The organism is Stappia sp. ES.058, assembly GCF_900105595.1.
Taxonomy (GTDB): domain Bacteria; phylum Pseudomonadota; class Alphaproteobacteria; order Rhizobiales; family Stappiaceae; genus Stappia.
The window spans coordinates 2,967,437-2,990,043 of the sequence record NZ_LT629784.1 but is presented as its reverse complement, the minus strand read 5'-3'; the positions used below and the strand labels follow the sequence as shown (position 1 = coordinate 2,990,043).

The window sequence follows — 22,607 nt, the reverse complement described above, 5'->3', positions numbered from 1 at the left end:
CGAGCCCAGAAATGAAGGCCAACCGGTTCCTGTTCGACCGCAACTTCGCGGCGATCGACGTGGCGCCCGAACCCGAGGAGGCGGCGGAACCGGTCGTGCCGGAGATTCCGATGATGCCCGTGGCGGAACACGAGGCGCTGGTGGCGGCCGCCGAACAGGCCGCCTACGAGCGTGGCCGTGCATCGCTGGCGCTGGAGCAGCAGCAGACCGACGAAGGCCGCCTTGCCGAGGAGGCGCGTCGCCTGTCGAATGACGTCTGCACGCTGATTGACCAACTGGACACCGATCAGGCGCGGCAGGAGAAGGACGCCGTTGCGTTGTCGTTCCTCGTGGCGCGGCGGATCTGTGCCCATCTCATCGCGCGCGAGCCGCTGGGCGAGATCATCGCGCTGATCTCGGAGTGTCTCGGGCCGCTGCGCCGCGCCCCGCATCTGGTGATCCGGGTCCGGGACGGCGACCTGGAGGCCTTGAAATCGAAGGTTGACCCGCTCGTGTCCGAGAAGGGCTTCGAGGGTCGTGTCGTGTTTCTCGGCGAGCCGGACCTTGCGGCCGGCGACTGCCGCATCGAATGGGCCGATGGCGGCATCGTGCGGGATCGCCGCGCGATCGAAAAGCAGGTCGACCAGGCCGCGCGCCGTTACTTCGAAGGGCGGCGCTCGGTCGCCAAGCCCAGCAACTCCGAAACCCAAGAGACCGCCGGGGAGCGGATTGAGCCATGAGCGATACGGACGAAAACCTCCAGGAAAACGGATTGCCGCTTGCCGATATGCAAGAGGAGAACGGGGGCCGCGAGGAAGAGCGGGACTACAGCCAGGCGCGCGGCGCCGCCGATCTCGAGGCGGTGTTCGACGTCCCGGTCCAGATATCCGCGGTGCTCGGACGTTCGCGGATGCATGTGTCCGAACTGCTGAAGCTCGCGCCGGGCACGTTGCTGAAGCTCGACCGCAAGGTCGGCGAAGCCATCGATATCTACATCAATGACCGTCTGGTGGCGCGCGGCGAGGTCGTCCTCGTGGAGGACAAGCTCGGTGTCACCATGACGGAAATCATCAAGTCCGATCGCTGATCGGAACAGGAGAATAGCCATGCGACTGTTGATCGTCGGCACCCTTGAAGGCCAGTTGATCACCGCCTCGAAGATCGCGATGGACGGCGGTGCGGCTGTTACCCATGCCGGCACCGTCGAAGACATGATGAAAGTGCTGCGTTCGGGGCGCGGCGCGGATCTCGTGATGGCCGATGTCGGACTCGATATCGCCGGTCTGATCGGACATCTCGAGCGTGAGCGATTCCATCTGCCGGTTGTCGCCTGCGGCGTGAAGACCGATGCAAGCGCGGCGGTGAATGCCATTCGCGCCGGCGCCAAGGAATACATCCCGCTGCCGCCGGATCCGGAAATGATCGCAGCGGTGCTCGCCGCCGTTGCCCGCGACCAGTCCAACGTGATCTACCGGGACGATGCCATGACGGCCGTCGTGCGGCTGGCGGAGCAGATCGCCGCCTCCGACGCGTCGATCCTGGTGACGGGCGAATCCGGATCGGGCAAGGAGGTGATTTCGCGTCACGTACATGCCCGCTCCAACCGGGCAGACAAGCCGTTCATCTCGATCAACTGCGCGGCCATCCCCGAGCATCTGCTTGAATCGGAGCTTTTCGGCCACGAGAAAGGCGCCTTCACCGGCGCCGTGGCGCGGCGCGTCGGCAAGTTCGAGGAGGCAAGCGGGGGAACGCTGCTGCTCGACGAGATCTCGGAGATGGACGTGCGGCTGCAGGCCAAACTCCTGCGCGCGATCCAGGAGCGGGTGATCGACCGGGTGGGCGGAACAAAGCCGGTTCCCGTCGATATCCGCATCATCGCGACCTCCAACCGCGACCTGACCGAAGCCGTGCGCTCCGGCACCTTCCGCGAGGATCTTCTCTACCGGCTCAATGTCGTGAACCTGAAGCTGCCGCCGCTCAGGTCGCGTCCGGGCGACATTCTCGAACTCGCCCGGCACTTCGTCGAGCGCTATTCGCGCGAGAACGGCATCGGCCAGCGCCCGCTGTCGGAGGAGGCGCGGCGCACGCTGATCGCCAATCCATGGCCGGGCAACGTGCGCGAACTGGAGAATACGATGCATCGCGCCGTGCTTCTTGCCAGCGGCGAGGAAATCGACCTGGAAGCCATCCGCATGCCGGACGGCAGTCCGATCGCCGGCGGGCAGGCCGCCGATGCGCGCCTGGCTGCGGATGCGGCGGCCACGGCGGATGCGGTCAATCGCGGCTATGTCGGGCGCACCGTGGCCGATGTGGAGCGCGACCTGATCCTCGACACGCTCGACCATTGTCTGGGCAACCGCACGCATGCAGCAAAGATTCTCGGAATTTCGATCCGGACCTTGCGCAACAAGCTGAATCAATATGCCGATGAAGGGCTGACAGTGCCCGGGCCCGGCGAAGCCCGCGTCGCGGTGGCGTGAGACTCTACGGGCAGGGAGCCGGTGCTGTGAGTGAGGGCGGTCGATGAGCGATGTGACGGCGCGCGAGGGCGGTGACGCGGGTGGTGTGCCCGCCGGAGTGCCCGGGGGCGCGCCTGCCGCAGGGCGCGGCAGCGCGAACCTTGCCGCATTCGGACTGAACGTATCCTCGATCTGGGATGCGCTGCGCCGCGGCGAGTTCGCGCTGGCGATCGGCGTCATGATCATTCTGGTCGTGCTGATCCTGCCGATGCCGGCGTTCATGCTCGACCTGTTCCTGGCCATCTCGATCATCTTTTCCGTCCTGATCCTGATGACCGGCCTGTTCATTCAAAAGCCGCTTGAGTTCTCGTCCTTCCCCACCGTTCTCCTGATCGCGACGATGTTGCGGCTGGCGCTGAACCTTGCCTCCACGCGCCTGATCCTCGCCAACGGACACGAGGGGACGGACGCTGCCGGACAGGTGATCGAGGCCTTCGGCCATTTCGTGATGGGCGGCAATTTCATCATCGGCATCATCGTCTTCTCGATCCTGGTGATCGTGAACTTCGTCGTGATCACCAAAGGTTCGGGTCGCATCGCGGAAGTCGCTGCACGCTTCACCCTGGATGCCATGCCCGGCAAGCAGATGGCCATCGACGCCGATCTGAGCGCGGGCCTCATCGACGAAACCACGGCGCGCACCCGTCGCCGCGAGCTGGAGGACGAAAGCACCTTCTTCGGCGCCATGGACGGCGCGTCGAAATTCGTCCGCGGCGACGCGATCGCCGGTCTGTTGATCACCTTCATCAACATCATCGGCGGCATCATCATCGGCGTCGCGCAGATGGATCTCTCCTTCGGTGATGCCGCGACCACCTACACGCTGCTGACCATCGGCGACGGCCTCGTCTCACAGATCCCCGCGCTCATCGTCTCCACGGCGGCCGGCTTGCTGGTGTCCAAGGCGGGCGTCTCCGGCTCCGCCGACAAGGCGCTCGCCAGGCAGCTTTCCGGCTATCCCAAGGCGCTTGGCATGTCGTCCTTCGTGATGGTGACGCTCGCCATGCTGCCGGGTATTCCGATTCTGCCGTTCCTCAGCCTCGCCGGCGTGTCCGGTTATCTGGCCTACCGGGCCGGCAAGTCGCACAAGGAGGTCGCGAAACAGGTGGAGGCGGCCGAGGTGGCCGCGACCGCGCCGCCGCCACCGGCGGAAGCGCCGATCGAGGAAGCGCTGAAGATGGACGAGCTGCGCATCGAGCTTGGCTATGCGCTGCTGCCGCTGATCAACGGGAAGGGTGCGGAAAGCGACCAGTTGACCGAGCAGATCAAGGCGCTGCGCCGACAGCTCGCCTCGGACCTTGGCATTCTCATGCCGCCGGTGCGCATTCTCGACAACATCCAGCTCGGCGCCAACGACTACGTCATCAAGGTCAAGGAAGTGGCGGCCGGCGAAGGCCAGCTCTATCCAAGCCATTTCATGGTCATGGATCCGCATGGCGGGCAGGTCAAGCTTCCCGGTCAGCACACGACCGAGCCGACCTTCGGACTGCCGGCGACCTGGGTGGAGATGCAATACCGCGAGGACGCGGCGTTGCGCGGCTACACGGTGGTCGATCCCGCGACCGTGCTCGCCACCCATCTCACCGAGACGATCCGCGCCAATGTCGCCGAACTCCTGACCTATGCCGATGTGCAAAAGCTTCTCAAGGAGATCACCGGCGAGCAGGCCAAGCTGGTGGAGGATATCGTTCCGGGCCAGATCACCGTTTCGGGCATCCAGCGCGTGCTGCAGACGCTGCTGGCCGAGCGCATTTCCGTCCGCGATCTGGGCACGATCCTGGAAGGCATTGCCGAGGCAACCGGCTTCACCCGCAATCCCGCGACGATTGCCGAGCACGTGCGCAGCCGGCTGGCGCGCCAGATTTCAGCCTCCAACCAGGCGCCGGGCGGCTATCTGCCGCTGATCGCCATGTCGCCGCAATGGGAGCAGGCGTTCATTGAATCCATCGTCGGCGAGGGGGACGAGCGTTCGCTCGCCATGGCGCCGTCCAAGCTGCAGGAATTCGTGCGGCTGGTGCGCGATGCCTTCGAGCAGGCGGCGCAGGCCGGCGAGGTTCCGGTGCTCCTGACCTCGCCACAGACGCGGCCCTTCGTGCGCTCCATCGTCGAGCGCTTCCGCGCCCACACCACCGTGATGAGCCAGAACGAGGTGCATTCGCGTACAAGGCTCAAGACCGTCGGCACGGTGTGACGGGTCCGCTCTCAAGGCTCCGGGGGCAGCTCAATCCACGGGCGGAATACAGCCGGGATCAGATCTGCGCCGGCGCGTTGATCGCGACTTCGCCGACCGGGCGCCAGATATGGCGTTTTTTCAGATACGTTTCTTTTGCATCCGAGAGCGCCATGAAAAGCTCCAGCTCGCGGCCGCGAATGCCCGGCAGGGACTTGGGGTCAAGCCCGGTCCAGGGGCGAAACGGATTGCGGCGCATGTGCCAGTGCAATTCGCAGCGCAGGGTCGGCTTGAGTGACGGCGCGCGTCCGTGGAACGCGAAGGTGTCGGCGACGATCAGCGTATTGGCTGGCACGGCCATGCGCACCGGTGCGGGCAGGCCGAGAGCCGCCAGGTCCTCCGGGCGCACCCGGAACGAGCCGCTGGCATGGTGCCCGTCGCGATCCGAAGCCGCCGACAGGGAACACGCATGCTGCCAGTCCAGCCGCTCCGGCGTCAGCCGATGGGACCCCGGCACGAAGCAGAACGGCCCGTCGTCCTCGCCCACGTCCTGAAGGAAAAGCCAGGCCTTCGACGTGGCGTGAAACGTGTCGGAGTGGATGTTGGTCTGCGGGTCCACGGCCTTGGAGGGATCGCCGATGACGGTCTGGAAAAAGCCGATCGGCTCCCCGCCCTGCGAGGCGGCATAGCGGATCTGAGCGAGGGCACGCGGATTTCTGAGCGCCCGCGCGATCGCGGGATGGCGCGCAAGCAGCGCGGGCGGCAACGGCACCATGCGGGTCACCGTGGGTCCCTGGCGCATTTCGCGGGCGGCAAACCGCTGCTCGAAGGCCGCCTTTCGCAAGGCTTCGAAGTCGTCTGTGGGCAGAAAGTCCCGCGTCAGGAAATAGCCGTTCTCGTCGAAGGAGCGGCGGTCGGTCTCCGACAGGCTGGAGGCAAGCCGCGCGCGTCGCGTCGCCGCCATTTTCGCCGCAAGCTTCACGCGGGTCCGGTGCAGGCCCAGCCGATTGAGGAAGGGGCTGCCAAGAACCGGGTTCTTGCGCAGTGATTTTTCCGTACCGGCAACGTTCATGAGCCAGAATGGCAGGTTCAGATAGTCTTGAAATTTCATCAGCCGATGGTCCTCACCTGTCGCCCCTTGCTGGCATGGCTGCAGTCTTGCGCGGCATTATTGGCGCGCGCCCATCGCCCGGTCCAGCCGGAATCGCAGGCGCTCCCAGCGACAATCGGACGGATTGACGCCTGGCTGTCGGATCTTGTTGATGTGTCTTGTGACGGACGCGAGGCCGGACGGTGTCGTTGTACTCGAGCGGCTGCCTTGTCGGGCCGTGCTTCAAACGGTGACGTCGAGGCTTTCGATGGCGGTGTCGATGGCGTCGTTCTGCTCGCCGATCTTCGACTGGGCCTCGTTCTGCACCCGCTGCACGACCTTTTGAAACAAGAGTTCGGTGGCGGCCTGGGTTGCACCGACGTTGACGCCGAAGACGTTCGAGGCGACGGCCTGCTGGTTCAGGAACTTCTCGTTGTGGTCCCTCTGCTTGGCACGCCAGGCCTTGTTCCGTTCGTAGAACGAAAACTTCTGTGCCTTGCCAAATGAAGAACCGATACCGGCCATGGGTGTTCATGCGTTCCTGTTGTTCGCCTGCAACCCTCGCCCCGTCATGGTTAATGCGGGTTTAACGTTTCGTGCGTTTTGGGATTTCGCGACCCGTCAGGCCGGTACCTGCTGCGTGATGCAGTGGATGTTGCCGCCGCCGAGCAGGACCTCGCGCCCGGGTACGCCGATGATCTCGCGGCCCGGGAAACACCCCTCCAAAATGTCGCGCGCGACGTCGTCGGTTACCGGATCGAGCAGCGGAAACACGACCCTGTCGTTGCCGATGTAGAAATTCGCGTAGCTGCCGGCCAGCCGCTGGCCGCCGCCGCGCGCCATGCCGGTTTTCGCCGTCTCGATACCGGCCGCCTCGACCTCGCTCATGAAGAGCGGTCCGGGCGCCGGCAGTTTCACGATCTCGAGCTTGCGCCCCTTTGCATCGCGCACCGTCTCCAGCACGGCAAGGGCCTCGGCCGAACGGTCAAACTGCGGATCGTCGCAATCCTCGGTCCAGCTCAGCGCGACGAGGCCTGGCGCGCAGACATGCAGCAGATTGTCGACATGGCCGGTGGTCTCGTCCTGGTATGCGCCGCGCGGGATCCAGATCACGGCCTCGACCCCGAGGTAGTCCTTCAAAAGGTCCTCGATCTCCGCCTTCGAAAGACCTGGATTGCGGCCGGGGCTGAGCAGGCATTCCTCGGTGGTAAAGGCGGTGCCGTCGCCGTCGACATGGATCGCGCCGCCTTCCAGAACGAAGGGCGCGCGGTAGCGCTCTACGCCCTCGATTCCCGCCACGCGGGCGGCGACGGCATCGTCCCGGTCCCACGGCGCGTAGAGGCCGTTGAAGGTGCCGCCCCAGGCGTTGAAATGCCAGTCGACGGCCCGGCGGGTTCCGGCAGCGTCGACGAGGAATGTCGGGCCGGTGTCGCGCATCCAGGCATCGTCGCTTGCGATCTCGACGACGCGAATGCCGGGCGACAGCCGTGCCCGGGCATTGGAAACCTGCGCCGGAGAGACGGCCATCGTCACCGGATCGGAGGGGTGAATCGCCTCGGCGACGGCGGCGAAGGCCTCCTGCGCCGGTCGCGCATCCAGCCGCCAGTTGTCGGGCCGTTCCGGCCACATCATCCAGCAGCCGGAATGCGGTTCGAATTCGCCGGGCATGCGAAAGCCGTCGGAGCGCGGAGTGGAGGCAAGCGGTTGCGTCATGTCGCGGGCGCCCGTCCGTCGAGGGTCATCAATGGTCCGTAGAGCTCCGGCCGGCGATCGCGGAAGACGCCCCAGCCGGCGCGCAGCGCGGCGATCTCGTCCAGATCGAAGCGGGCGGTCAGCACCGTTTCCGACGTGCGGTCGGCCTCCGCGAGTTTCGCGCCGGTCGCATCGGCGATGAACGACGAGCCGTAGAACGTGAGTTGCGTGCCGCTGCGACCCGGCTCCGTGCCGATCCGGTTGGCGGCGACCAGCGGCATCAGGTTGGCACCGGCGTGGCCCTGCATCACGCGCTGCCAGTGAGCAGCGGAATCCCAGTCGGGATCGAGCAGTTCCGAGCCGATGGCGGTCGGGAAGAACAGCATCTCCGCGCCCATCAGCGCCATCGCGCGCGCGGTTTCGGGAAACCACTGGTCCCAGCAGATCGCGACGCCGATCCGCCCGAAGCTGGTGTCGAAGACGCGAAAGCCGGTGTCGCCGGGGGAGAAATAATACTTCTCCTGATAGCCGGAGCCTTGCGGGATATGGCTCTTGCGATAGACGCCGAGGTTCGCGCCGTCGGCGTCGATGATGGCGATGGAATTGAACCGGGCCTGACCCGCGCGTTCGTAGAAGCTGACGGGAATGACCACGCCGAGCTCGCTGGCAAGCGCCTGAACCCGGGCAATCGCAGGATGGCCCTCGGCCGGTTCGGCGCGCAACAAGAGGTCGGGCGCCTCGTTCTGGCAGAAATAGGGGAATTCGAACAGCTCCTGCGGCAGGACGATGTTTGCGCCCTCGCGTGCGGCATCGCGGATCAGCCGTTCGGTCCTGTCGAGATTTTGATTGCGGTCGGGCGAACAGGCCATTTGCAGAGCGGCGAGGACGACGGGGCGCATGGAAACTCCGCGAGAATAGGGAACGACCCGCCGACAGGAACGGCCGGTTGACTGCGGAGATTATCGGAAGTGAACGCGCGCGCCAATCGCCCGCATGGCAAGGTGGCGGCATGATCCGCGAGATCTGATCGCTACCGGGGCGGGTGGTTTATTGTTCTCTGTGCAACCCAGGGGCGCGCATCAAAAGCGCCTCTTGACGCCGACGAAGGGGCCATTGACGGTCGGATCATCGAGCTTGGCCGTGTTGGAAAAGGTCCGGTCGGGATAGCGCCACCGCACAACGGCATCAACCTCGTCAAAGTGGCATCCCGATGCCCCGAGTGTCCGCCAGGTCACGTCGCTTCGCCCGATTCCGATGTCTGCGCAACAGCTGACGAAAGCCTTGTCGGCGAAATTGGTCCGGTCACGAAGTCCGACGATCCCGTCCAACTCTGATTGCAAGGTGGAGGCGGGGACCTATGGACTGCTGAAATGAGAGCCTATTCCGGAAACAGGAAAGTTACCGCCAGGCGCCCCCTGATGCCTGTGGGACCATTCGTTGGACTGACTGCCCAATAGCCGACGCCCGCCTCGATCTGCGCTTTCTGGCTTCCAAGGGAAACCAGTTTTGAGACCGATAGGTTGATCGGCACTGCCCATTCGCTCGACGTCCAATTGTAGGACGATTCCGTGTTGAGGGAATACGTCCAGGCGGTATCGGTCGTATAAGCCAGAAATGGCTGAAGCAATGTGTTGTTGAGGTCGGGTTGATTCGACCTCGTTTTGGCGACGCCCCATTGTTGGTTGACGAGTGCGCCCAAGGTCATTGTCCCCGAGCCTACCTTGTTTTGAACCAAGGCGATCGCCGTCGGCCCAAGGCCCCACGTCCCGGAGCCAAGTCGCCGATCCGTGCTGGTTGCAAAGGTTGCAGACGGGCCAATGCCCCAGGTCAGAGCACCGATTGATGTTTCAGTTGATTTTGGAGACAGCCAGGCGCTTGCGAGCGTGTCTCCCAAGCCGAACTGAGTCCCCGAATTCCCTGCAATGTCATTCTGCCAGGCGACCGGCACAATCGTCCGGGTAATGAGGGTCCACTCCTCACTCAATGCGAAGGGGATGACGGGCTGAACGTTCATCATGAGCTTCTGGCCATTGGTGGGTCCCTGGCCCTGATCGTAGTTGAACTGAAAAGGAACGCTGATCAGAGATCCAATCGGATTGGCCAGTTGCTTTGCCAGTTCCGCGTCGTCTGCCGCCAGCGCACACTGAGGTGCAAGACTTGCGGTTGCCAGGGCCAAGATGCCGAAGCTGGCATGGAGCCGTCCTGTTGAGTGCCGCATAATCCTGTCCCTTTGTGTCTCGACATCTGATCGTCATTGCGTCGTGCACCGGAAGCTGATTGCAAACGTGCGGGACGCTTGTTTCTGTTCGCCTTTTTATGGTCGATATTCCGCACTGTGTCGAGACTCCCGGCTTCGGGTTGCACGGAAAGTCTTGCTTTACCAGTTCGATCACATCCGGTTTCCAGCTTTGATCGATCGAGGCTTATTCCGGACTGTTGATGCGCGGAGCCAGCCACCAGCTTTTGCCCGGAATGTCCGTCGACATTTTTTTGGATGCTTCGGCCTGCACGGCCGACACGCCCAGAAATGATGATGTCATCAAGCCTGCAGCCAAAAGAATGCTGATCTCGATCATTTGCAGTGTTTGCCTCCGCCAAAAGGTGGCAGCTGCCCATTCTCACGGTAGCCGACCGCGGCGGTGCAGGGCTCTTCCGCAGACTGCCGAACCGCAAGGGCGCGACGGTGGAACGCGCGATGAACCCCTTGGTGCCAGGCGATGCCGTGCTCTGCTCGGACGGAGGAAACGGCTACAGGACCCTTGCGGCGGCACGCTGCCTTGAGCACTTCGTCGTCGGAAGTAAGCCCGGCACACGGGTCGTGGCGGGCTGCTATCATATCCAGAATGTGAACTCGCTGCGCGCCCGCTACGGCAGGTTCATCAAGCCCTTCTGTGGGCCCGCGACGAAGAACCTGAACGGCTACACCCGGTGACTGGAAGTCCGGATGGAAGGGATGCAACCGGCAGAAATTATTCTTGCCTCATAAGTTTGCTGTTGCTGTGGTCAGATGTCCGCTTCGAGCCCAATCTGTCCATCAGGTCTGCTTAGCTCGATGGCCGCCACCACCTTAATCTCTACGACCGCACCCTCTCTGCGCAAACCTGCGACCTCAACCGCTGTCCATGCGGGGAAGGGTTCCGAGACATAATTGGAATGGACTTTACAGAACGTATCGAAATGAGCTCGCAGACCGACATGGTACGTTGTCATCTCGACAATCGAGCCGAAGTCCAGTCCGGCCTCCCGAAGAACTGCGTCAATCTTTTCAAAAGCTTGTCGAAACTGTTCTTCCAGATCCTCCGGCATGGTGCCGTCCGGGCCGCTTCCAGTCATACCAGTCACAAAGACATGGTTACCGGAAATGATCCCTGGCGAAAGCTTGATCTGGTCGGTCGTTGTCCGTGCTCCTGCCGGAAAGAGTGCTCTGCGCGGCATGTTCCCTCGCTCATTTTGGTGAGACGCCAGAATGTCCGCGCGCTCCCTATACGTCAATGTCTGCAAAGTCCGCATAGCCGACCAACACAGTTTGTGGACACCCCCTAAAAAAATGGCTCTCCCACCACGGAAAGAACTACAACAGGGCCACCCTTCGAGCGTCATTTTGCGTGAGACCCATGCCCTCATTGTCCGTCGACCTCTCCGGATGTACCGATCTGCCTGCCGGCAAGATCGCCAATGTCGTCACCTATCTCGAGATGCACGCGCGCCCGCCGACGCGGTTTGTGGAGCGCCCGGATCTCCGGCTCGAGCGGATCGAGCGACCCGATCCGGCGCAGTACCGGCGGCTGTTCCGGCGCATCGGCGACGACTGGCTGTGGTTCGGCCGCCTTGCGGCGGACGACGAAGCCCTTGTCCGTCTTCTCACGGCGCCCGGGCATGGGCTGCACTATTGCCGCAACGAAGCTGGCGATGCGGTCGGCCTGCTGGAACTCGATTTCTCTCATCCGAGCGACGTTGAACTTGCCTATTTCGGGCTGGTGCCCGAGGCGATTGGCGGCGGCGCGGGACGCTGGCTGATGAACCAGGCCATCGACACGGCCTGGGGGCGAGCCGGCACGACACGTTTCTGGGTGCACACATGCACGGCCGACAGCCCGCAGGCGCTGGGCTTCTACATGTCCAGCGGGTTCACGCCCTACAAGCGGGCCATCGAGATCGAGGACGATCCGCGCCTGACCGGCCTGCTTCCACGCGACGTCGCGCCGCGTGTTCCCCTGATCGAAGGATAGGGCGTGTTGCCGGTCGGGCCGTTCGTTCAGCCCGTCATCTTCAGCCAGGTTCCGCCGGTCGCCTTGCAAAGATCCTGCACGGTGGTTTGAAACACGCTGTTCGGCGCGCCGCCCGCCGCCCAGACGGTGGTGTATTGCGCCAGGTCCTCGTCGATGAAGACGCGCACCTCGCCGATATGTCCAAGCGGCGCGACGCCGCCGATGGCAAATCCGGTGCGTTCGCGCACGGTGCGGCCGTTGGGGCGCGTGAGCGCTTCGCCGAGATGATTTCCGACGGCCGCCTCATCCACCCGGTTCACGCCGCTGACGAGCAGCAGCACCACCGCGTCGCTCTCTGCGCCCAGGTAGACGAGGGACTTGACGATTTCAGCCACGCAGCAGCCACAGGCCGCCGCGGCTTCCTCCGCGGTGCGCGTCGAGGCCGGCATCTGAACGATCTCGATGTCGAGGCCGGCTTTGCGGGCCGCCTCCACAACGCGGTCGCTGCTTGATTGCTTTGCCATGAATAAGTCCTAATCCTTGTTAACCATAAAACCGACTTTGATCGTGGATGAATCTCTTAACGCCGGGTCGGGTTGCTGCGATTGCAGAATGAGTGTGGTAAGCATCTTCGTTAAGAGTTCGTTTACCGGGTGAACGCAGGGGCCGTCCCGCAGCCCATGCCTCAAGACAGGGTGCCGCATGAGCAGATCCCGCGACAATGTCGTTCCGCACGCCAAGGTGCGCAGTCTTCGCGATGCCATCCGCAAGGTGAAGCTTGCTGAGGTGGAACGCACGGATGTGGTTGTAGAACTGAAGGAATCCGAGCGTGCCCGGCTGGAGTTGCTGTCGGAAGAGCTTCAGGACGTCTTCAAGGAAGTGCCCGAGGACGACGACCAGTTCTCCTTCCAGATCGTTGCCGGCAACCTGCCGCGGCTGTGGATCGACATCACCAGCCATGTCGCGATGGGCCGCGACAAGCGCGTCTATCGCTTCATCAAGGACACGCGAATCGGCCGCACGGTGATTCTCGAGACGCCCGAGCTTGAGGACATGGCGGATTGCATCACCGAGTATATTGCCGAACGCGTGCTTGAACGCGAGCGCGCCGTGGAAGGCGACTGGTTGACAAACCGGCTGAGGGAAGCTCCGCGTGCAGACACGTCGCACGACAGCGATCATGGAGCGCCCGCCAAGGCGCCTGTGCCCAGTGTGCGCGGGCTGTGGGCCCCGTTCGCGGCCTTTGCCATCGGCCTGCTCGTCGGGGCCGTCGGCCTTGTCGGCTATGCCTGGTTCGCCAATCCGTTGAGCTGATCGCGCCGACGTTGTCTGTTCGTTCATCGACGGTTTTAACCCGGAATGGCCAGATGCCGGCTGGCGAGGTGTTCGACCGTCGCTGCGTCACTTGACGCGCTTGCCGGATAGCCGCGTTCTTCCATCTCGCAGTGCCACTGTCCGGGCGATCCGGAAATCGAAAACAGATTGTAGCGTGCCGCCGGGCGCTTGTGGCCGGGTGAATTGGAAGCAGAAGGCACGCCGATCACAGGCACCGGACCGTTCGGGCTGTCGATCTCCATACGCGTCGCCAGATGGGTATGCCCGTGAAGCACGAGTTCGCAGCCGGCGCGCTTGATTGCGGCGCGCACATGCGAGGCGTCGGTGAGCCGCTTGTTCCAGGCGGTCGCGCCCCGGTGCGGCGGATGGTGGATCATCAGCACGCGAAATGCCCCTTCCGCGCCAAGCTGCTGGAGCTGCGTGCGCAACGCCTTCGCCTGCCGGCTGCCAACGCGTCCGGTGGCAAACCAGGGTCCGCTCGCCCTTGCACTGGAAACACCGATGAGGGCCAGCGGACCGCGCCGGCGCACGTAGGGAAAAGCGACGTCAGGGGCGTCGTCGCCGGTCATGTAGGGGGCCCAGGCTTTTATCGCGCGGCGCAGCGCACCCGGCACATAGGCGTCATGATTTCCGGGAACGAGGGAGGCGAGATGCGGGGGCGCGAGCGCGTCCATCCATGCGCGTGCAGCCGAGATCTCCAGATCGAGCGCGATGTTGACCAGGTCGCCGGTCACGGCGATGTGGTCTGGCGCGGTGGCGTGGATGTCCTCCACAAGCCCGTCGAGCCAGGTGGCGGTCATCGACCGTGCACGGCTGCGGTGCCAGTTGACGTAGCCGATCACGCGTTTCGACAAGAGGTCGCGGATGCGGGTATCCGGCATGGGGCCGAGATGAGGGTCGGACAGGTGTGCGAGACGAAACATGCTGCCACATCAAAAGGAAGTGCGGCTGCGGTCAAGCAAAAAGCGCCGCGGACGGGTCCGGGCGCTTTGCGCGTGCTCGCCGATGATCCCGATCCGCAAGAGGTGCGGACGGCGGGGGTCGACTGCGGCTCAGTTGCCGCTGAAGGTCGTCAACACCGCGGCGATGCGCGGGTTGGTCAGGTCTACGGCCGGACGCCAAGCATAACGACGACGAGCGCGGCTGCGAAAGAACGCCGAGAACATGTTTCTCTCCTTGAGAATGCAGATTGGGGAAAGCCGTTGTTCCGATCCGTCGGGGCACCCCTTCGCCTGCAGTGCGAAAATCGTTGAAACCGAAAGCTTTCACAAGCGACAAGATCGCAGTGCACCCATGCGACGCACGCATGGTGAGTTAACAATGTCTGTATATTCGCAATGCTGCGACGGTGCCCCGCGCAATCCGTTCATGGAGAGAGACGTGACGTCGCCAATTCCACTCCCGATGCGTCTCATGCGACGCCTCACCCTGGCCGCCAACCGCCTGCGCGGGTCGATGTCGCTTGGTGTGCGCATTGCCGTGCGCAGTGACGATGGATGTGTCCTGCTGGTTCGTCACAGCTACATGCCCGGATGGTATCTGCCGGGCGGCGCGGTCGATCCCGGCGAAACGCTTGCGCAAGCCGCTGTTCGCGAACTCCACGAGGAAACCGGGGCGCAGGCGCTTTCGCCGCCCCGGCTTTTCGCGATGTACCTTAATGTGCGCATTTCGCCACGCGATCACGTGGCGCTGTTTTGTCTTGACGATGTCCGGCTCGCGGACACGCCTCCATCAGGCGTGGAGATCCGCGAGTCGGGTTTCTTTCCGATTGCCGACCTGCCGCCGGACACCACGCCGGCGACCCGTCGCCGGATCGCGGAGATCGTCGGAGTGGCGCCGACAGACCCCGTATGGTGAGCCTCAGGCCGCGACCTTCAACCGGTCGCGGTCATGCGGCGCCGAGAGGTCCATGGCTGGCCCCACCGGGATGATCCCCGTCGGATTGACCATGTCGTGCGACCCGTAATAGTGCGTCTTGATCGTCGTGAAGTCGCATGTGTCCGAAACGCCCGGGTACTGGTAGAGCTCTTTGAGATAGTTGAAAAGATTGGGATAGTCGGCGATCCGGCGAATGTTGCACTTGAAGTGTCCGACATAGACGGGGTCAAAGCGCACAAGCGTCGTGAACAGCCGCCAGTCGGCTTCCGTAAGTTTATCGCCAACGAGATAGCGCTGCCGGCCAAGGCGCTCTTCCAGCCAGTCGAGCGATTCAAACAGCGTGGTCACAGCCTCCTCGTAGGCCTCCTGGGTTGTCGCAAAGCCTGACTTGTAGACGCCGTTGTTCACCGTGTCGTAGACACGTGCGTTGACGGCCTCGATTTCCTCGTGCAACGGCTCGGGAGAGACATCGAGCGCGGCGTCCACACCCTCAAGACCATTGAACGCGGAATTGAACATCCTGAGAATTTCGGCGGATTCGTTCGACACGATCGTCTCGGTCTTCTTGTCCCAGAGAATGGGGACGGTGGCGCGCCCGGTGTAGACGGGATCGGCCTTCACATAGACCTGCCACGCCGTCTCGGCGCCCGTGACCGGATCGGGCTTTGCAAAGGTCCAGCCATCGTCGAGCATCAGCGGCTCGACGGCGTTGAGGGAGATCTTGTCCTCAAGACCTTTCAGTTTGCGCAGGATCAACGTGCGATGGGCCCAGGGACAGGCATAGGAAACCATCAGATGGTAACGCCCGGCCTCCGCCGCGAAGCCGCCATCCCCGCTCGGACCGGCACTGCCGTCGGGTGTGACCCAGTTGCGGAACGCGGCGCTGTTGCGCACGAAGCGCCCGCCCGTCGATTTCGTGTCGTACCAGTCGGTGTTCCAGACACCTTCCACGAGGCGGCCCATGACGAGATCCTTCTTGTTTCGCGATGCTCTTGTCCCAATTGGGCGGAAGATGTGGGTCTTCAATGGGCTGAAAGGTGCGTTCGCCCTGCGTGAACACCGCTGCGGATGCCGATCTTACGCTTTACGAGGCAAAGATCACATGCTAACCACCCGTTCGTGCAGGCGCCTGTCGGCAGCGCGCCTTCAAGAGCAAGACGGAAACCGATGACCCGGATCGAGCGGCAGCGACGAAGAGACGAACGACGAGGCTCGACCTCGCGCGTCCCGCTGCGCATGCGCTGACGATCCACAGTCTGCACTCTTGATGCAGATTTCCGGCGGATCCGAACGTCCCGCAGCATTTCCTTCGTTCTTCCTGCGCTGTGGATCCGTATCATGCTTGCATCGTCCTGGCTCATTCGGACGGAAACGTCCGACGACCTCCCCGAAATCGAGGCTCTTCAGGCCGAAGCCTTTGGCCCGGGGAGGTTCGCGCGCACCGCGTTTCGCCTGCGCGAGGGCGTGCCCCACGATCCGCGGTTGAGCTTCGTCGGCTTGAGCGGCGATGCGCTGGCCGGGTCCGTCTGGCTCACCCCGATCACGATCGGCCGCGAGCCCTCTCTTTTGCTTGGACCGCTGACGGTGGCGCCGGCCTTCAAGAACAGGGGGCTTGGACGGCTCTTGGTCGCGCATGTCATCAAGACCGCGCAGGCGCTGGGCGAGAGCTCGGTGCTGTTGGTTGGCGATGCGCCCTATTACGGGCCGCTCGGCTTTGCGCCGGTGCCTCCGGGCAGCATCGCGCTGCCCGGTCCGGCCGATCCGTCACGCGTGCTGCTCGCCAACTTGCGGCCGGACACGGCCTTTCCGACAGGCCCCGTACGCGGTGGACGCGCGCGGGTCGTCTGATTTACGCAAGGCGTCAGCGGCCCTCGCGATACCACAGCAGCGACACCGCGCCGAGCAGCAGCGCAAGGCCGAGCAGCCCCTGGAACAGCGGATAGCGGTCGACGCCCTTCAAAACGCTGGCGCTGGTCGAGCGCAGGCCGATCCAGCCGTCGCCGGCAAAGGCGGAGGCACGGCGCAGCGGCACGACGCGCGGCATCAGCATCTCACCGCCGGCATCGGCAATGCGGCGCGTCGAGCCACCGGTTTCGGCGCTCAGGCCCGCGAGGGTCCGGGTGGTCGACAAGACATCGGTGAACTCGCGGGGGTTCGGCGGGCCGACGTGCACCAGAGCCTTCCGGGTGCCGTCGTCGACCGTATAGAGACCAAGGTCCGGGGCAGGCGTGTTCGCGCGCCACAATCCCGGCTCGACCTCGGTTGGCGTCAGCGTGCGGGTTTCGCCGCCGGGCAGGGTGAGAACGAGATCGCCGACGCTCTCGCCGATCGTTTGGCGTTCGGCCACCACCTCCGGTCCGCGCGAGGTCAGCCGAAGGGCTTCTTCCTCGAGATCGGGTTCCTTCATCAGCCAATGCGCGAGACGGCGCAGCAGCGCGACATGCGGTCCGCCGCCTTCATAGCCGCGCGCCCACAGCCAGACATGGTCCGACAGGAGGACGGCGACGCGACCCTCGCCTTCACGCCCCAGCACGAGCAGTGGCTTGTCGTTCGCCCCGTTCATCAGCGTTTCGCCGTTGGCGACATTCGCCTCGACGAGACGGAACCAGCGGCTCCAGTCCGGCGGTGTCGCCGTGCTGCCCGGCAGGTCGCGGGTGACGGGGTGGCGCGTGCCGGTGTCCGATATGCCGGCCCGGAAGGGCTCTTCATAGACGACGCCCGTCGGTTCGGCGGGAAGCACCGGAGAGAGCGGCGTTCGGTAGATGCTGCCGCCGTCGGCATAGTCGGGTCCGCTTGCCACCAGCACCGCACCGCCGTCGCGCACATAGCGCGCGATGTTGTCGAAATAGAGCAGCGGCAGCACGCCGCGCCGCACGTAGCGGTCGAAGATGATCAGGTCGAACTCGTCGATCTTGACGGAAAACAGCTCGCGGGTCGGAAAGGCGATCAAGGACAGTTCGTTGATCGGGGTGCCGTCCTGCTTGTTGGGCGGACGCAGGATGGTGAAATGCACCAGATCCACGGAGGCGTCCGATTTCAGCAGGTTGCGCCAGGTGCGTTCGCCCGCATGCGGGCTGCCGGAGACGAGGAGAACGCGCAGGTTCTCGCGGATGCCCTCGACTGTCAGCACGACGCGGTTGTTGAGATCGGTCAGTTCGCCATCAAGCGGATCGGCGGTGAACTCGAAGATGTTGTCGCCGCCATGGGCAACCTCGACCGGGATGTCGACGGTGGCGCCGGGCAGGGCGCGGTGTTCGGAGACGATTTCCCCGTCGCGACGCACGATGATGCGCACCCGCTCGCCCGTGGGGGCCGGACCCCGGTCCTGCAACTGAAGGGTGACGACCTGCTCGGAGCCGACCAGCGCGAATTTCGGCGCGCGGGCAATCGCCAGCCGGCGGTCCACTTCGTTCTCACGGCCCGTGATCAGGGCGTGAAGCGGAGCCTGAAAGCCGAGGTCCGCCGCCGTCTCGGGAATATCATGCACCTGGCCGTCGGTGATCATCACCGCGCCGCCGATGCGTTCGGGCGGAACGTCTGACAGGCTGTCGGCAAGGGCGGAGAACAGCGCGGTGCCGTCGGCGGCGGCGCCTTCGCCGCGTGCGGCGCGGGTGACGCGGATCTCATAGCCGGGAAGGGCGGAGATCCGGGTTTCCAGCGCCTCAAGGGCGTCCGCCGTTGTCGTGTCGCGTCCGTCGAGACGTTGGCTCTGGCTTTCATCGACGATCACGGACACGACGCTGGTCAGAGGCTCCCGGTCCTCGCGCTCGACCGCCGGTCCGGCAAGCGCGAACACAAGGGCCGCCACGGCGAGCGCGCGCAAGGGCCAGGCGGGCAGCCGCGTGGCGGCGGCAGAGGCCGCCAGCAACACGGCCGCGGCAGCGGCAAGGGCGAGTGCCCACGTCGGCACCAGAGGATCGAAGGACAGGGACCAGATCAAAGGCGGCGCTCCTATTGTCCGAGACGTTCAAGCAGGGCGGGGATGTGGACCTGATCCGCCTTGTAGTTGCCGGTCAGCGCATACATGACGATGTTGACGCCTGAGCGAAACGCGTAGTCGCGTTGCGCCTGGTCGGGCGGAACCGTGGGATAGAGATAGGTGCCGCCTTCGTCGATGGCCCAGGCGGCGGCGAAGTCGTTGCCGGTGATCAGCACGGGCGAGACGCCGTCGCCGGCCCGCACGGGGCGGCCGGAAATGCCGCCGGTGTCGCGTTCGCTGGCCTCCACCCACAAGGGGCCGCCCGCATAGCGGCCCGGGAAGGTGTCGAGCAGGTAGAACGCCTTGGTCAGTACGTGATCGGCGGGCACCGGTTCGAGCGGCGGAATGTCCAGACCGTCGAGGACGGCGCGCAGCCGCAGGACGGATGACGACGTGCCGAGACCGGAAATCCCCGAGGAGAGCTGGTCGGCCGTGTCGAAAAGAATGGTGCCGCCGTTGCGCATGTAGGTGTCGATGCGCGCGAGAGCCTCGGGCGAGGGCCGGGCGGTGTCTTCGGAAATCGGCCAGTAAAGCAGCGGGAAGAAGGCCAGTTCGTCGCTGGCGATATCGACGCCGACCGGGGCTTCGGGTTCCAGTGCGGTGCGACTGGCCAGGAAACGGGTCAGCCCGTAGAGCCCCTGACGACTGGTCTCGTCACGCCGGGCATCGCCGGTCACGACATAGGCCAGGCGCGTGTCGAGCGAGGCTTCCAGCGCCATCAGGTCGGCGGAGGTTTCCTGCGCAACCGCTCGCTCGCCAGGCAGAGCCGCAAGGCCGAGCGCCAGCAGGGCCGCGCCGGCCGAGGTCGCAAGACGTCCGCGCAGGAGCCGCCGGTCGCCGCGCAGCCAGATCAATGCAAGCGCATCGGCAAACAGCAGCAGAAGGGCGAGGACGAAGAACACGGGCCGGAGATCGTGTGCGGTGGCGGTTGGATAACCGGTAATCTCGGCCGTGTCGCGCAGGGCCTCGATGTCGAGCGCTCTCACCTCGTCGGTGCTTGAAAACAGGTTGACGGCGCGCAGGGCATCGTCGTGACCGTAAAGGCCCGGCGGATGGCGACGGCTGGCAGCGGTCTCGCGGGCCGGATCCATCGGGACGGCGGAGGCCGGCGGCGGCCCGAGCCGGCCGAAGCCGTTCAACACGCGCACGGGCGGCAGCACCGATGCCGGTTCGCCCGAGGAGCGGGTCGTCTGTGTCGCGCCCGTTCCGGCGTCCTGCGTCGGCGATCCGGTTCCGGAAAGCGAAACGATCCGCCGCAGCATTTCCACGAACGTGCCGGACAGTGGCAGATTGGACCAGGCGGTATCGGCGGACACATGGAACAGGATGATGCGTCCCCGTCCCCGCTCGGAGGCCGTCACCAGCGGTGTGCCGTCGGCAAGCAGCGCCCAGCTGTGCTCTGACAGCTCCGGTCCCGGTTCGGCGAGAACCTGGCGGTTGACCGTCACGTCGTTTGGAACCTCGAGGCCGGCGAAGGGCGATTGCGCCGCAAAGTCCGCAAGCGGCTGCGGGTCGTCCCAGGACAGGCTGCCGCCAAGCGCCCGGTCGCCGGCGCGCAAGGGAGTTGGAATGAGGTCGTCGGTTCCGCCCGCGAGGCGAGGACCAGCGAAGCGGACCAGCACGCCGCCCTGGTCCACCCACCGGGCGACCTCGTCACGCACCGGATCGCGCAGGCGGCCGACGTCGGCCATGATCAGGACGGACACACCCTCGTCGATCAGCACCGGCACGGCCTCGTCGAGATTGTCGGCGCGCGGACGGCGCAGCTCGGTAAAGGGGGAGAGCGCGCGATCGAGATAGTAGAGCGGCGACAGCAGCGGCTGCGCCTGGTCGACCGACGCGCCCGAAACCAGCCCGACGGTGCGGCGCTGCGAGCGGTCATCGAGCAGTTGGACGCCGGCGGCACTGGCCTCTCCGCTCACCTCGAGCCGTGCGATATCGTTGCGCAACTCGACCGGCAGGTCGAACCGCACGGAGCCGGTCGTGCCGTCTTCGTCGAAGGTCGCCTGCGATTCGCCGATCACCAGCCCCTTGCGGTCGAGGGCGCGCACGCTTGCGGGCGCATTCGTTCCGGCGGGGCGCACGAGATTTGCGGTCAGCGCGTCGATGTCGTTTTGCGCGGCCGCCAGAACCGTCGGTCTTGGCAGGCCGGCGTAGATGGTAAGCGCGGCGCTGCCTGCAATCGCTCCAAGGTCTTCCACGAAGCGCGGATCGGTGGCGCCGGCACTGTCGGTCGACAACCAGATCACGGCACCCGGAGCTTGGGCGGCACCCGCCTTGCGCAGGCCGAGCGTGAGCTCACCGCGGGCCGTTGGCCAGGACCGTGGTTCGAGGGCCCGCAGCCTGTCCAGTGCAACCCGTGCCGATTGCGGAACGAGCGGCTGGTCCGGACCTTCGGCGGTGGCCGCCAGCAACACGGGACGCGCCTGTTCCGCCGCCGTTTCCAGAATGCGTTCGGCCATGCCGCGCTGGGTTTCCCAATCGGCGGCCGAGGCCCAGCCGTTGTCGACGACAAGCCACAGTGGCCCGTCGCCGGCAGGGGCATCGGCGAGCGGGCGCCAGATCGGGCCGGCAAGGGCGATGATGAGGGCGGCTGCGAGGGCGAGCCGGAGCAGGGTCAGCCACAGCGGGCTCTTGTCCGGGGTTTCCTCGCGCTTGTCGATGTCGGCCAGAAGCCGCGCCGGCGGAAAGGCGACCTGGCGCGGCCGCGGCGGAATGAGCCGCAGGAGCCACCAGATCGCCGGCAGAAGCAGAAGGGCGGCAAGTGCCAGCGGTGCGGTGAAACCGAGCGGCAGGAAGGAGATCATGCGCCGTCTCCCGTGCCGTCCTGCATCAGGTGACCGCTCAACCGGCTGTGCAGCACGAGCATCGGTTCGGCTGCCGGACGGTCGGTGTGGTGGACGAGAAACGTCCAGCCGGCCTTGCGGGCGACGTCGCGCAGGGCCTCGCGGTGGGCGTTGAGCCGGGCGGTATAGGCGGCGCGCCAGTCTTCCGCCTTGCCGCTGGTCAGCCGGAAGCCGCTTTCGGGATCATGAAACTCGGTGCGCCCCGAGAAGGGGAAGGTTTCCTCGGCCGGATCGAGCAGCATCACGACATGCGCGCGCGCGCCCGTCGCCGCGACGGTGTTCATCCAGGCCAGTGTCTCCTCCAGCGGATCGAGCAGGTCGCCGATCAGGACGACATCCGAGAACCGCCGGATTTCGTGGGCGTCGGGCAGGCTGACGGGATCCTTGACGTGGGCGAGGGCGGAGGCGATCCGCTCCGCCGCGTGCCGATCCGAGACCGGACGGCGCAGGCCGGGCAGGCCGACGCGTTCGCCGGTCTCCGCCAGAAGATCGGCGAGCGCCAGCAACAGCACGAGCGCCCGGTCGCGTTTGGTCGTCTGCGCCAGATGCGAGCGAAACGCCATGGAGGAAGACAGGTCCGCCCAGAGCCAGACCGTGTGCGCGGCTTCCCATTCGCGTTCGCGGACATAAAGATGATCGTCGCGCGCCGAGCGGCGCCAGTCGATGCGCTTCACGGGTTCCCCCGCCGCGAACGGGCGGAACTGCCAGAAATTCTCGCCGGAGCCTGCACGCCGGCGGCCGTGCCAGCCGGCGTTGACCGTCATCGCCACCTGACGTGCCTCGACGAGCAGGTCGGGCAGCGCGTCGGCGAGCGAGCGCGCCCGCGCGACCACCTTCGGCCAGGCGTCGCCCTCCGGGTTCTCACGGGCGGCGGAACGGCTCGTTGCGAAGCGCGGGAAGCCCTCCATCGG

The 22,607-nt window shown here is 65.1% G+C and carries 23 protein-coding genes; 9 read left to right on the top strand and 14 right to left on the bottom strand.

Translation table 11 applies throughout. The annotated features are described in order from the left end of the window. The first annotated feature begins 11 nt into the window (after nucleotides 1-11). Genes BLU32_RS13945 through flhA form a run of 4 tightly spaced genes read left to right on the top strand, consistent with a single transcriptional unit; the run spans nucleotide 12 to nucleotide 4,689 of the window. Nucleotides 12-719 (top strand): FliH/SctL family protein, encoded by a 708-nt coding sequence (locus BLU32_RS13945; protein WP_208976890.1) that lies wholly within the window; start codon nucleotides 12-14, stop codon nucleotides 717-719. Nucleotides 720-766: 47 nt separating this feature from the next. Beyond that, entirely contained in the window at nucleotides 767-1,066 is a 300-nt protein-coding gene (gene fliN / locus BLU32_RS13940; RefSeq protein ID WP_244501869.1) for a flagellar motor switch protein FliN, read from the top strand. A 19-nt stretch (nucleotides 1,067-1,085) separates the two neighbouring features. Next, complete coding sequence (locus tag BLU32_RS13935) at nucleotides 1,086-2,459, top strand: sigma-54 dependent transcriptional regulator (RefSeq protein WP_093807892.1); 1,374 nt, start codon at nucleotides 1,086-1,088, stop codon at nucleotides 2,457-2,459. 43 nt (nucleotides 2,460-2,502) lie between these two features. Further along, entirely contained in the window at nucleotides 2,503-4,689 is a 2,187-nt protein-coding gene (flhA, locus tag BLU32_RS13930) for a flagellar biosynthesis protein FlhA (protein ID WP_093807890.1), read from the top strand. A gap of 58 nt (nucleotides 4,690-4,747) precedes the next feature. On the opposite strand, the gene BLU32_RS13925 is transcribed toward flhA, so the two are convergent. The 7 genes from BLU32_RS13925 to BLU32_RS21835 all read right to left on the bottom strand — a co-directional run bounded on the left by BLU32_RS13925 (nucleotide 4,748) and on the right by BLU32_RS21835 (nucleotide 10,026). Then, a complete protein-coding gene (locus BLU32_RS13925; RefSeq protein WP_093807888.1) occupies nucleotides 4,748-5,779 on the bottom strand; it encodes a phytanoyl-CoA dioxygenase family protein in 1,032 nt (343 codons plus the stop codon). A 222-nt stretch (nucleotides 5,780-6,001) separates the two neighbouring features. Next, nucleotides 6,002-6,283, bottom strand: a complete 282-nt coding sequence (locus tag BLU32_RS13920) for a hypothetical protein (RefSeq protein ID WP_093807886.1) — start codon at nucleotides 6,281-6,283, stop codon at nucleotides 6,002-6,004. Nucleotides 6,284-6,379: 96 nt separating this feature from the next. Beyond that, a complete protein-coding gene (aguA, locus tag BLU32_RS13915; RefSeq protein WP_093807884.1) occupies nucleotides 6,380-7,471 on the bottom strand; it encodes an agmatine deiminase in 1,092 nt (363 codons plus the stop codon). Further along, nucleotides 7,468-8,349 carry an N-carbamoylputrescine amidase gene (gene aguB, locus BLU32_RS13910; RefSeq protein ID WP_093807882.1) on the bottom strand — a complete coding sequence of 294 codons (882 nt, stop codon included), beginning with the start codon at nucleotides 8,347-8,349 and terminating at the stop codon, nucleotides 7,468-7,470. The genes aguA and aguB overlap by 4 nt, the downstream gene beginning before the upstream one ends. A 180-nt stretch (nucleotides 8,350-8,529) precedes the next feature. Then, on the bottom strand, nucleotides 8,530-8,685 hold the full coding sequence (locus BLU32_RS21840; protein WP_157727679.1) for a hypothetical protein: 156 nt from the start codon (nucleotides 8,683-8,685) through the stop codon (nucleotides 8,530-8,532). Nucleotides 8,686-8,828: 143 nt separating this feature from the next. Next, a complete protein-coding gene (locus tag BLU32_RS13900) occupies nucleotides 8,829-9,668 on the bottom strand; it encodes a transporter (protein ID WP_208976889.1) in 840 nt (279 codons plus the stop codon). Between the two features lie 205 nt (nucleotides 9,669-9,873). Next, entirely contained in the window at nucleotides 9,874-10,026 is a 153-nt protein-coding gene (locus BLU32_RS21835; RefSeq protein WP_157727678.1) for a hypothetical protein, read from the bottom strand. Nucleotides 10,027-10,145: 119 nt separating this feature from the next. Between BLU32_RS21835 and BLU32_RS13895 the strand changes: the two genes are divergently transcribed. Beyond that, a complete protein-coding gene (locus tag BLU32_RS13895; RefSeq protein ID WP_157727677.1) occupies nucleotides 10,146-10,382 on the top strand; it encodes a hypothetical protein in 237 nt (78 codons plus the stop codon). A gap of 71 nt (nucleotides 10,383-10,453) precedes the next feature. On the opposite strand, the gene BLU32_RS13890 is transcribed toward BLU32_RS13895, so the two are convergent. Beyond that, nucleotides 10,454-10,885, bottom strand: coding sequence for a RidA family protein (locus tag BLU32_RS13890; protein ID WP_093811050.1), 432 nt, complete (start codon nucleotides 10,883-10,885; stop codon nucleotides 10,454-10,456). A gap of 179 nt (nucleotides 10,886-11,064) precedes the next feature. Here BLU32_RS13890 and BLU32_RS13885 point away from each other — a divergent pair, with 179 nt between their 5' ends. Beyond that, nucleotides 11,065-11,679, top strand: a complete 615-nt coding sequence (locus BLU32_RS13885) for a GNAT family N-acetyltransferase (RefSeq protein WP_093807876.1) — start codon at nucleotides 11,065-11,067, stop codon at nucleotides 11,677-11,679. 26 nt (nucleotides 11,680-11,705) lie between these two features. On the opposite strand, the gene BLU32_RS13880 is transcribed toward BLU32_RS13885, so the two are convergent. Further along, nucleotides 11,706-12,182, bottom strand: a complete 477-nt coding sequence (locus tag BLU32_RS13880) for a YbaK/EbsC family protein (RefSeq protein WP_093807874.1) — start codon at nucleotides 12,180-12,182, stop codon at nucleotides 11,706-11,708. A gap of 178 nt (nucleotides 12,183-12,360) precedes the next feature. Between BLU32_RS13880 and BLU32_RS13875 the strand changes: the two genes are divergently transcribed. Continuing rightward, a complete protein-coding gene (locus tag BLU32_RS13875; protein ID WP_093807872.1) occupies nucleotides 12,361-12,972 on the top strand; it encodes a hypothetical protein in 612 nt (203 codons plus the stop codon). 35 nt (nucleotides 12,973-13,007) lie between these two features. On the opposite strand, the gene BLU32_RS13870 is transcribed toward BLU32_RS13875, so the two are convergent. After that, nucleotides 13,008-13,916, bottom strand: coding sequence for a metallophosphoesterase (locus BLU32_RS13870; protein WP_093807870.1), 909 nt, complete (start codon nucleotides 13,914-13,916; stop codon nucleotides 13,008-13,010). Between the two features lie 490 nt (nucleotides 13,917-14,406). Between BLU32_RS13870 and BLU32_RS13865 the strand changes: the two genes are divergently transcribed. Further along, a complete protein-coding gene (locus BLU32_RS13865; RefSeq protein WP_305849817.1) occupies nucleotides 14,407-14,850 on the top strand; it encodes an NUDIX domain-containing protein in 444 nt (147 codons plus the stop codon). Between the two features lie 3 nt (nucleotides 14,851-14,853). Here BLU32_RS13865 and BLU32_RS13860 read toward each other — a convergent pair whose 3' ends face one another. Next, complete coding sequence (locus tag BLU32_RS13860; protein WP_093807866.1) at nucleotides 14,854-15,834, bottom strand: glutathione S-transferase family protein; 981 nt, start codon at nucleotides 15,832-15,834, stop codon at nucleotides 14,854-14,856. Between the two features lie 375 nt (nucleotides 15,835-16,209). Here BLU32_RS13860 and BLU32_RS13855 point away from each other — a divergent pair, with 375 nt between their 5' ends. After that, complete coding sequence (locus BLU32_RS13855) at nucleotides 16,210-16,719, top strand: GNAT family N-acetyltransferase (protein WP_093807864.1); 510 nt, start codon at nucleotides 16,210-16,212, stop codon at nucleotides 16,717-16,719. Nucleotides 16,720-16,732: 13 nt separating this feature from the next. Here BLU32_RS13855 and BLU32_RS13850 read toward each other — a convergent pair whose 3' ends face one another. The 3 genes from BLU32_RS13850 to BLU32_RS13840 are packed head-to-tail and all read right to left on the bottom strand — an operon-like array spanning nucleotide 16,733 to nucleotide 22,604. Further along, a complete protein-coding gene (locus tag BLU32_RS13850; protein WP_093807862.1) occupies nucleotides 16,733-18,811 on the bottom strand; it encodes a hypothetical protein in 2,079 nt (692 codons plus the stop codon). 11 nt (nucleotides 18,812-18,822) lie between these two features. Further along, nucleotides 18,823-21,657 carry a DUF4159 domain-containing protein gene (locus BLU32_RS13845; protein ID WP_093807860.1) on the bottom strand — a complete coding sequence of 945 codons (2,835 nt, stop codon included), beginning with the start codon at nucleotides 21,655-21,657 and terminating at the stop codon, nucleotides 18,823-18,825. Next, nucleotides 21,654-22,604 (bottom strand): DUF58 domain-containing protein, encoded by a 951-nt coding sequence (locus tag BLU32_RS13840; protein WP_093807858.1) that lies wholly within the window; start codon nucleotides 22,602-22,604, stop codon nucleotides 21,654-21,656. Before BLU32_RS13840 ends, BLU32_RS13845 begins: the two co-directional genes overlap by 4 nt. Between the last annotated feature and the right edge of the window lie 3 nt (nucleotides 22,605-22,607).

Bases quoted from the DNA above. Each gene is read 5' to 3' on its own strand.
- BLU32_RS13945 (WP_208976890.1), top strand. From the start codon at position 12: ATGAAGGCCAACCGGTTCCTGTTCGACCGCAACTTCGCGGCGATCGAC.
- fliN (WP_244501869.1), top strand. From the start codon at position 767: ATGCAAGAGGAGAACGGGGGCCGCGAGGAAGAGCGGGACTACAGCCAG.
- BLU32_RS13935 (WP_093807892.1), top strand. From the start codon at position 1,086: ATGCGACTGTTGATCGTCGGCACCCTTGAAGGCCAGTTGATCACCGCC.
- flhA (WP_093807890.1), top strand. From the start codon at position 2,503: ATGAGCGATGTGACGGCGCGCGAGGGCGGTGACGCGGGTGGTGTGCCC.
- BLU32_RS13925 (WP_093807888.1), bottom strand. From the start codon at position 5,779: ATGAAATTTCAAGACTATCTGAACCTGCCATTCTGGCTCATGAACGTT.
- BLU32_RS13920 (WP_093807886.1), bottom strand. From the start codon at position 6,283: ATGGCCGGTATCGGTTCTTCATTTGGCAAGGCACAGAAGTTTTCGTTC.
- aguA (WP_093807884.1), bottom strand. From the start codon at position 7,471: ATGACGCAACCGCTTGCCTCCACTCCGCGCTCCGACGGCTTTCGCATG.
- aguB (WP_093807882.1), bottom strand. From the start codon at position 8,349: ATGCGCCCCGTCGTCCTCGCCGCTCTGCAAATGGCCTGTTCGCCCGAC.
- BLU32_RS13900 (WP_208976889.1), bottom strand. From the start codon at position 9,668: ATGCGGCACTCAACAGGACGGCTCCATGCCAGCTTCGGCATCTTGGCC.
- BLU32_RS21835 (WP_157727678.1), bottom strand. From the start codon at position 10,026: ATGATCGAGATCAGCATTCTTTTGGCTGCAGGCTTGATGACATCATCA.
- BLU32_RS13895 (WP_157727677.1), top strand. From the start codon at position 10,146: ATGAACCCCTTGGTGCCAGGCGATGCCGTGCTCTGCTCGGACGGAGGA.
- BLU32_RS13890 (WP_093811050.1), bottom strand. From the start codon at position 10,885: ATGCCGCGCAGAGCACTCTTTCCGGCAGGAGCACGGACAACGACCGAC.
- BLU32_RS13885 (WP_093807876.1), top strand. From the start codon at position 11,065: ATGCCCTCATTGTCCGTCGACCTCTCCGGATGTACCGATCTGCCTGCC.
- BLU32_RS13880 (WP_093807874.1), bottom strand. From the start codon at position 12,182: ATGGCAAAGCAATCAAGCAGCGACCGCGTTGTGGAGGCGGCCCGCAAA.
- BLU32_RS13875 (WP_093807872.1), top strand. From the start codon at position 12,361: ATGAGCAGATCCCGCGACAATGTCGTTCCGCACGCCAAGGTGCGCAGT.
- BLU32_RS13870 (WP_093807870.1), bottom strand. From the start codon at position 13,916: ATGTTTCGTCTCGCACACCTGTCCGACCCTCATCTCGGCCCCATGCCG.
- BLU32_RS13865 (WP_305849817.1), top strand. From the start codon at position 14,407: ATGCGACGCCTCACCCTGGCCGCCAACCGCCTGCGCGGGTCGATGTCG.
- BLU32_RS13860 (WP_093807866.1), bottom strand. From the start codon at position 15,834: ATGGGCCGCCTCGTGGAAGGTGTCTGGAACACCGACTGGTACGACACG.
- BLU32_RS13855 (WP_093807864.1), top strand. From the start codon at position 16,210: ATGCTTGCATCGTCCTGGCTCATTCGGACGGAAACGTCCGACGACCTC.
- BLU32_RS13845 (WP_093807860.1), bottom strand. From the start codon at position 21,657: ATGATCTCCTTCCTGCCGCTCGGTTTCACCGCACCGCTGGCACTTGCC.
- BLU32_RS13840 (WP_093807858.1), bottom strand. From the start codon at position 22,604: ATGGAGGGCTTCCCGCGCTTCGCAACGAGCCGTTCCGCCGCCCGTGAG.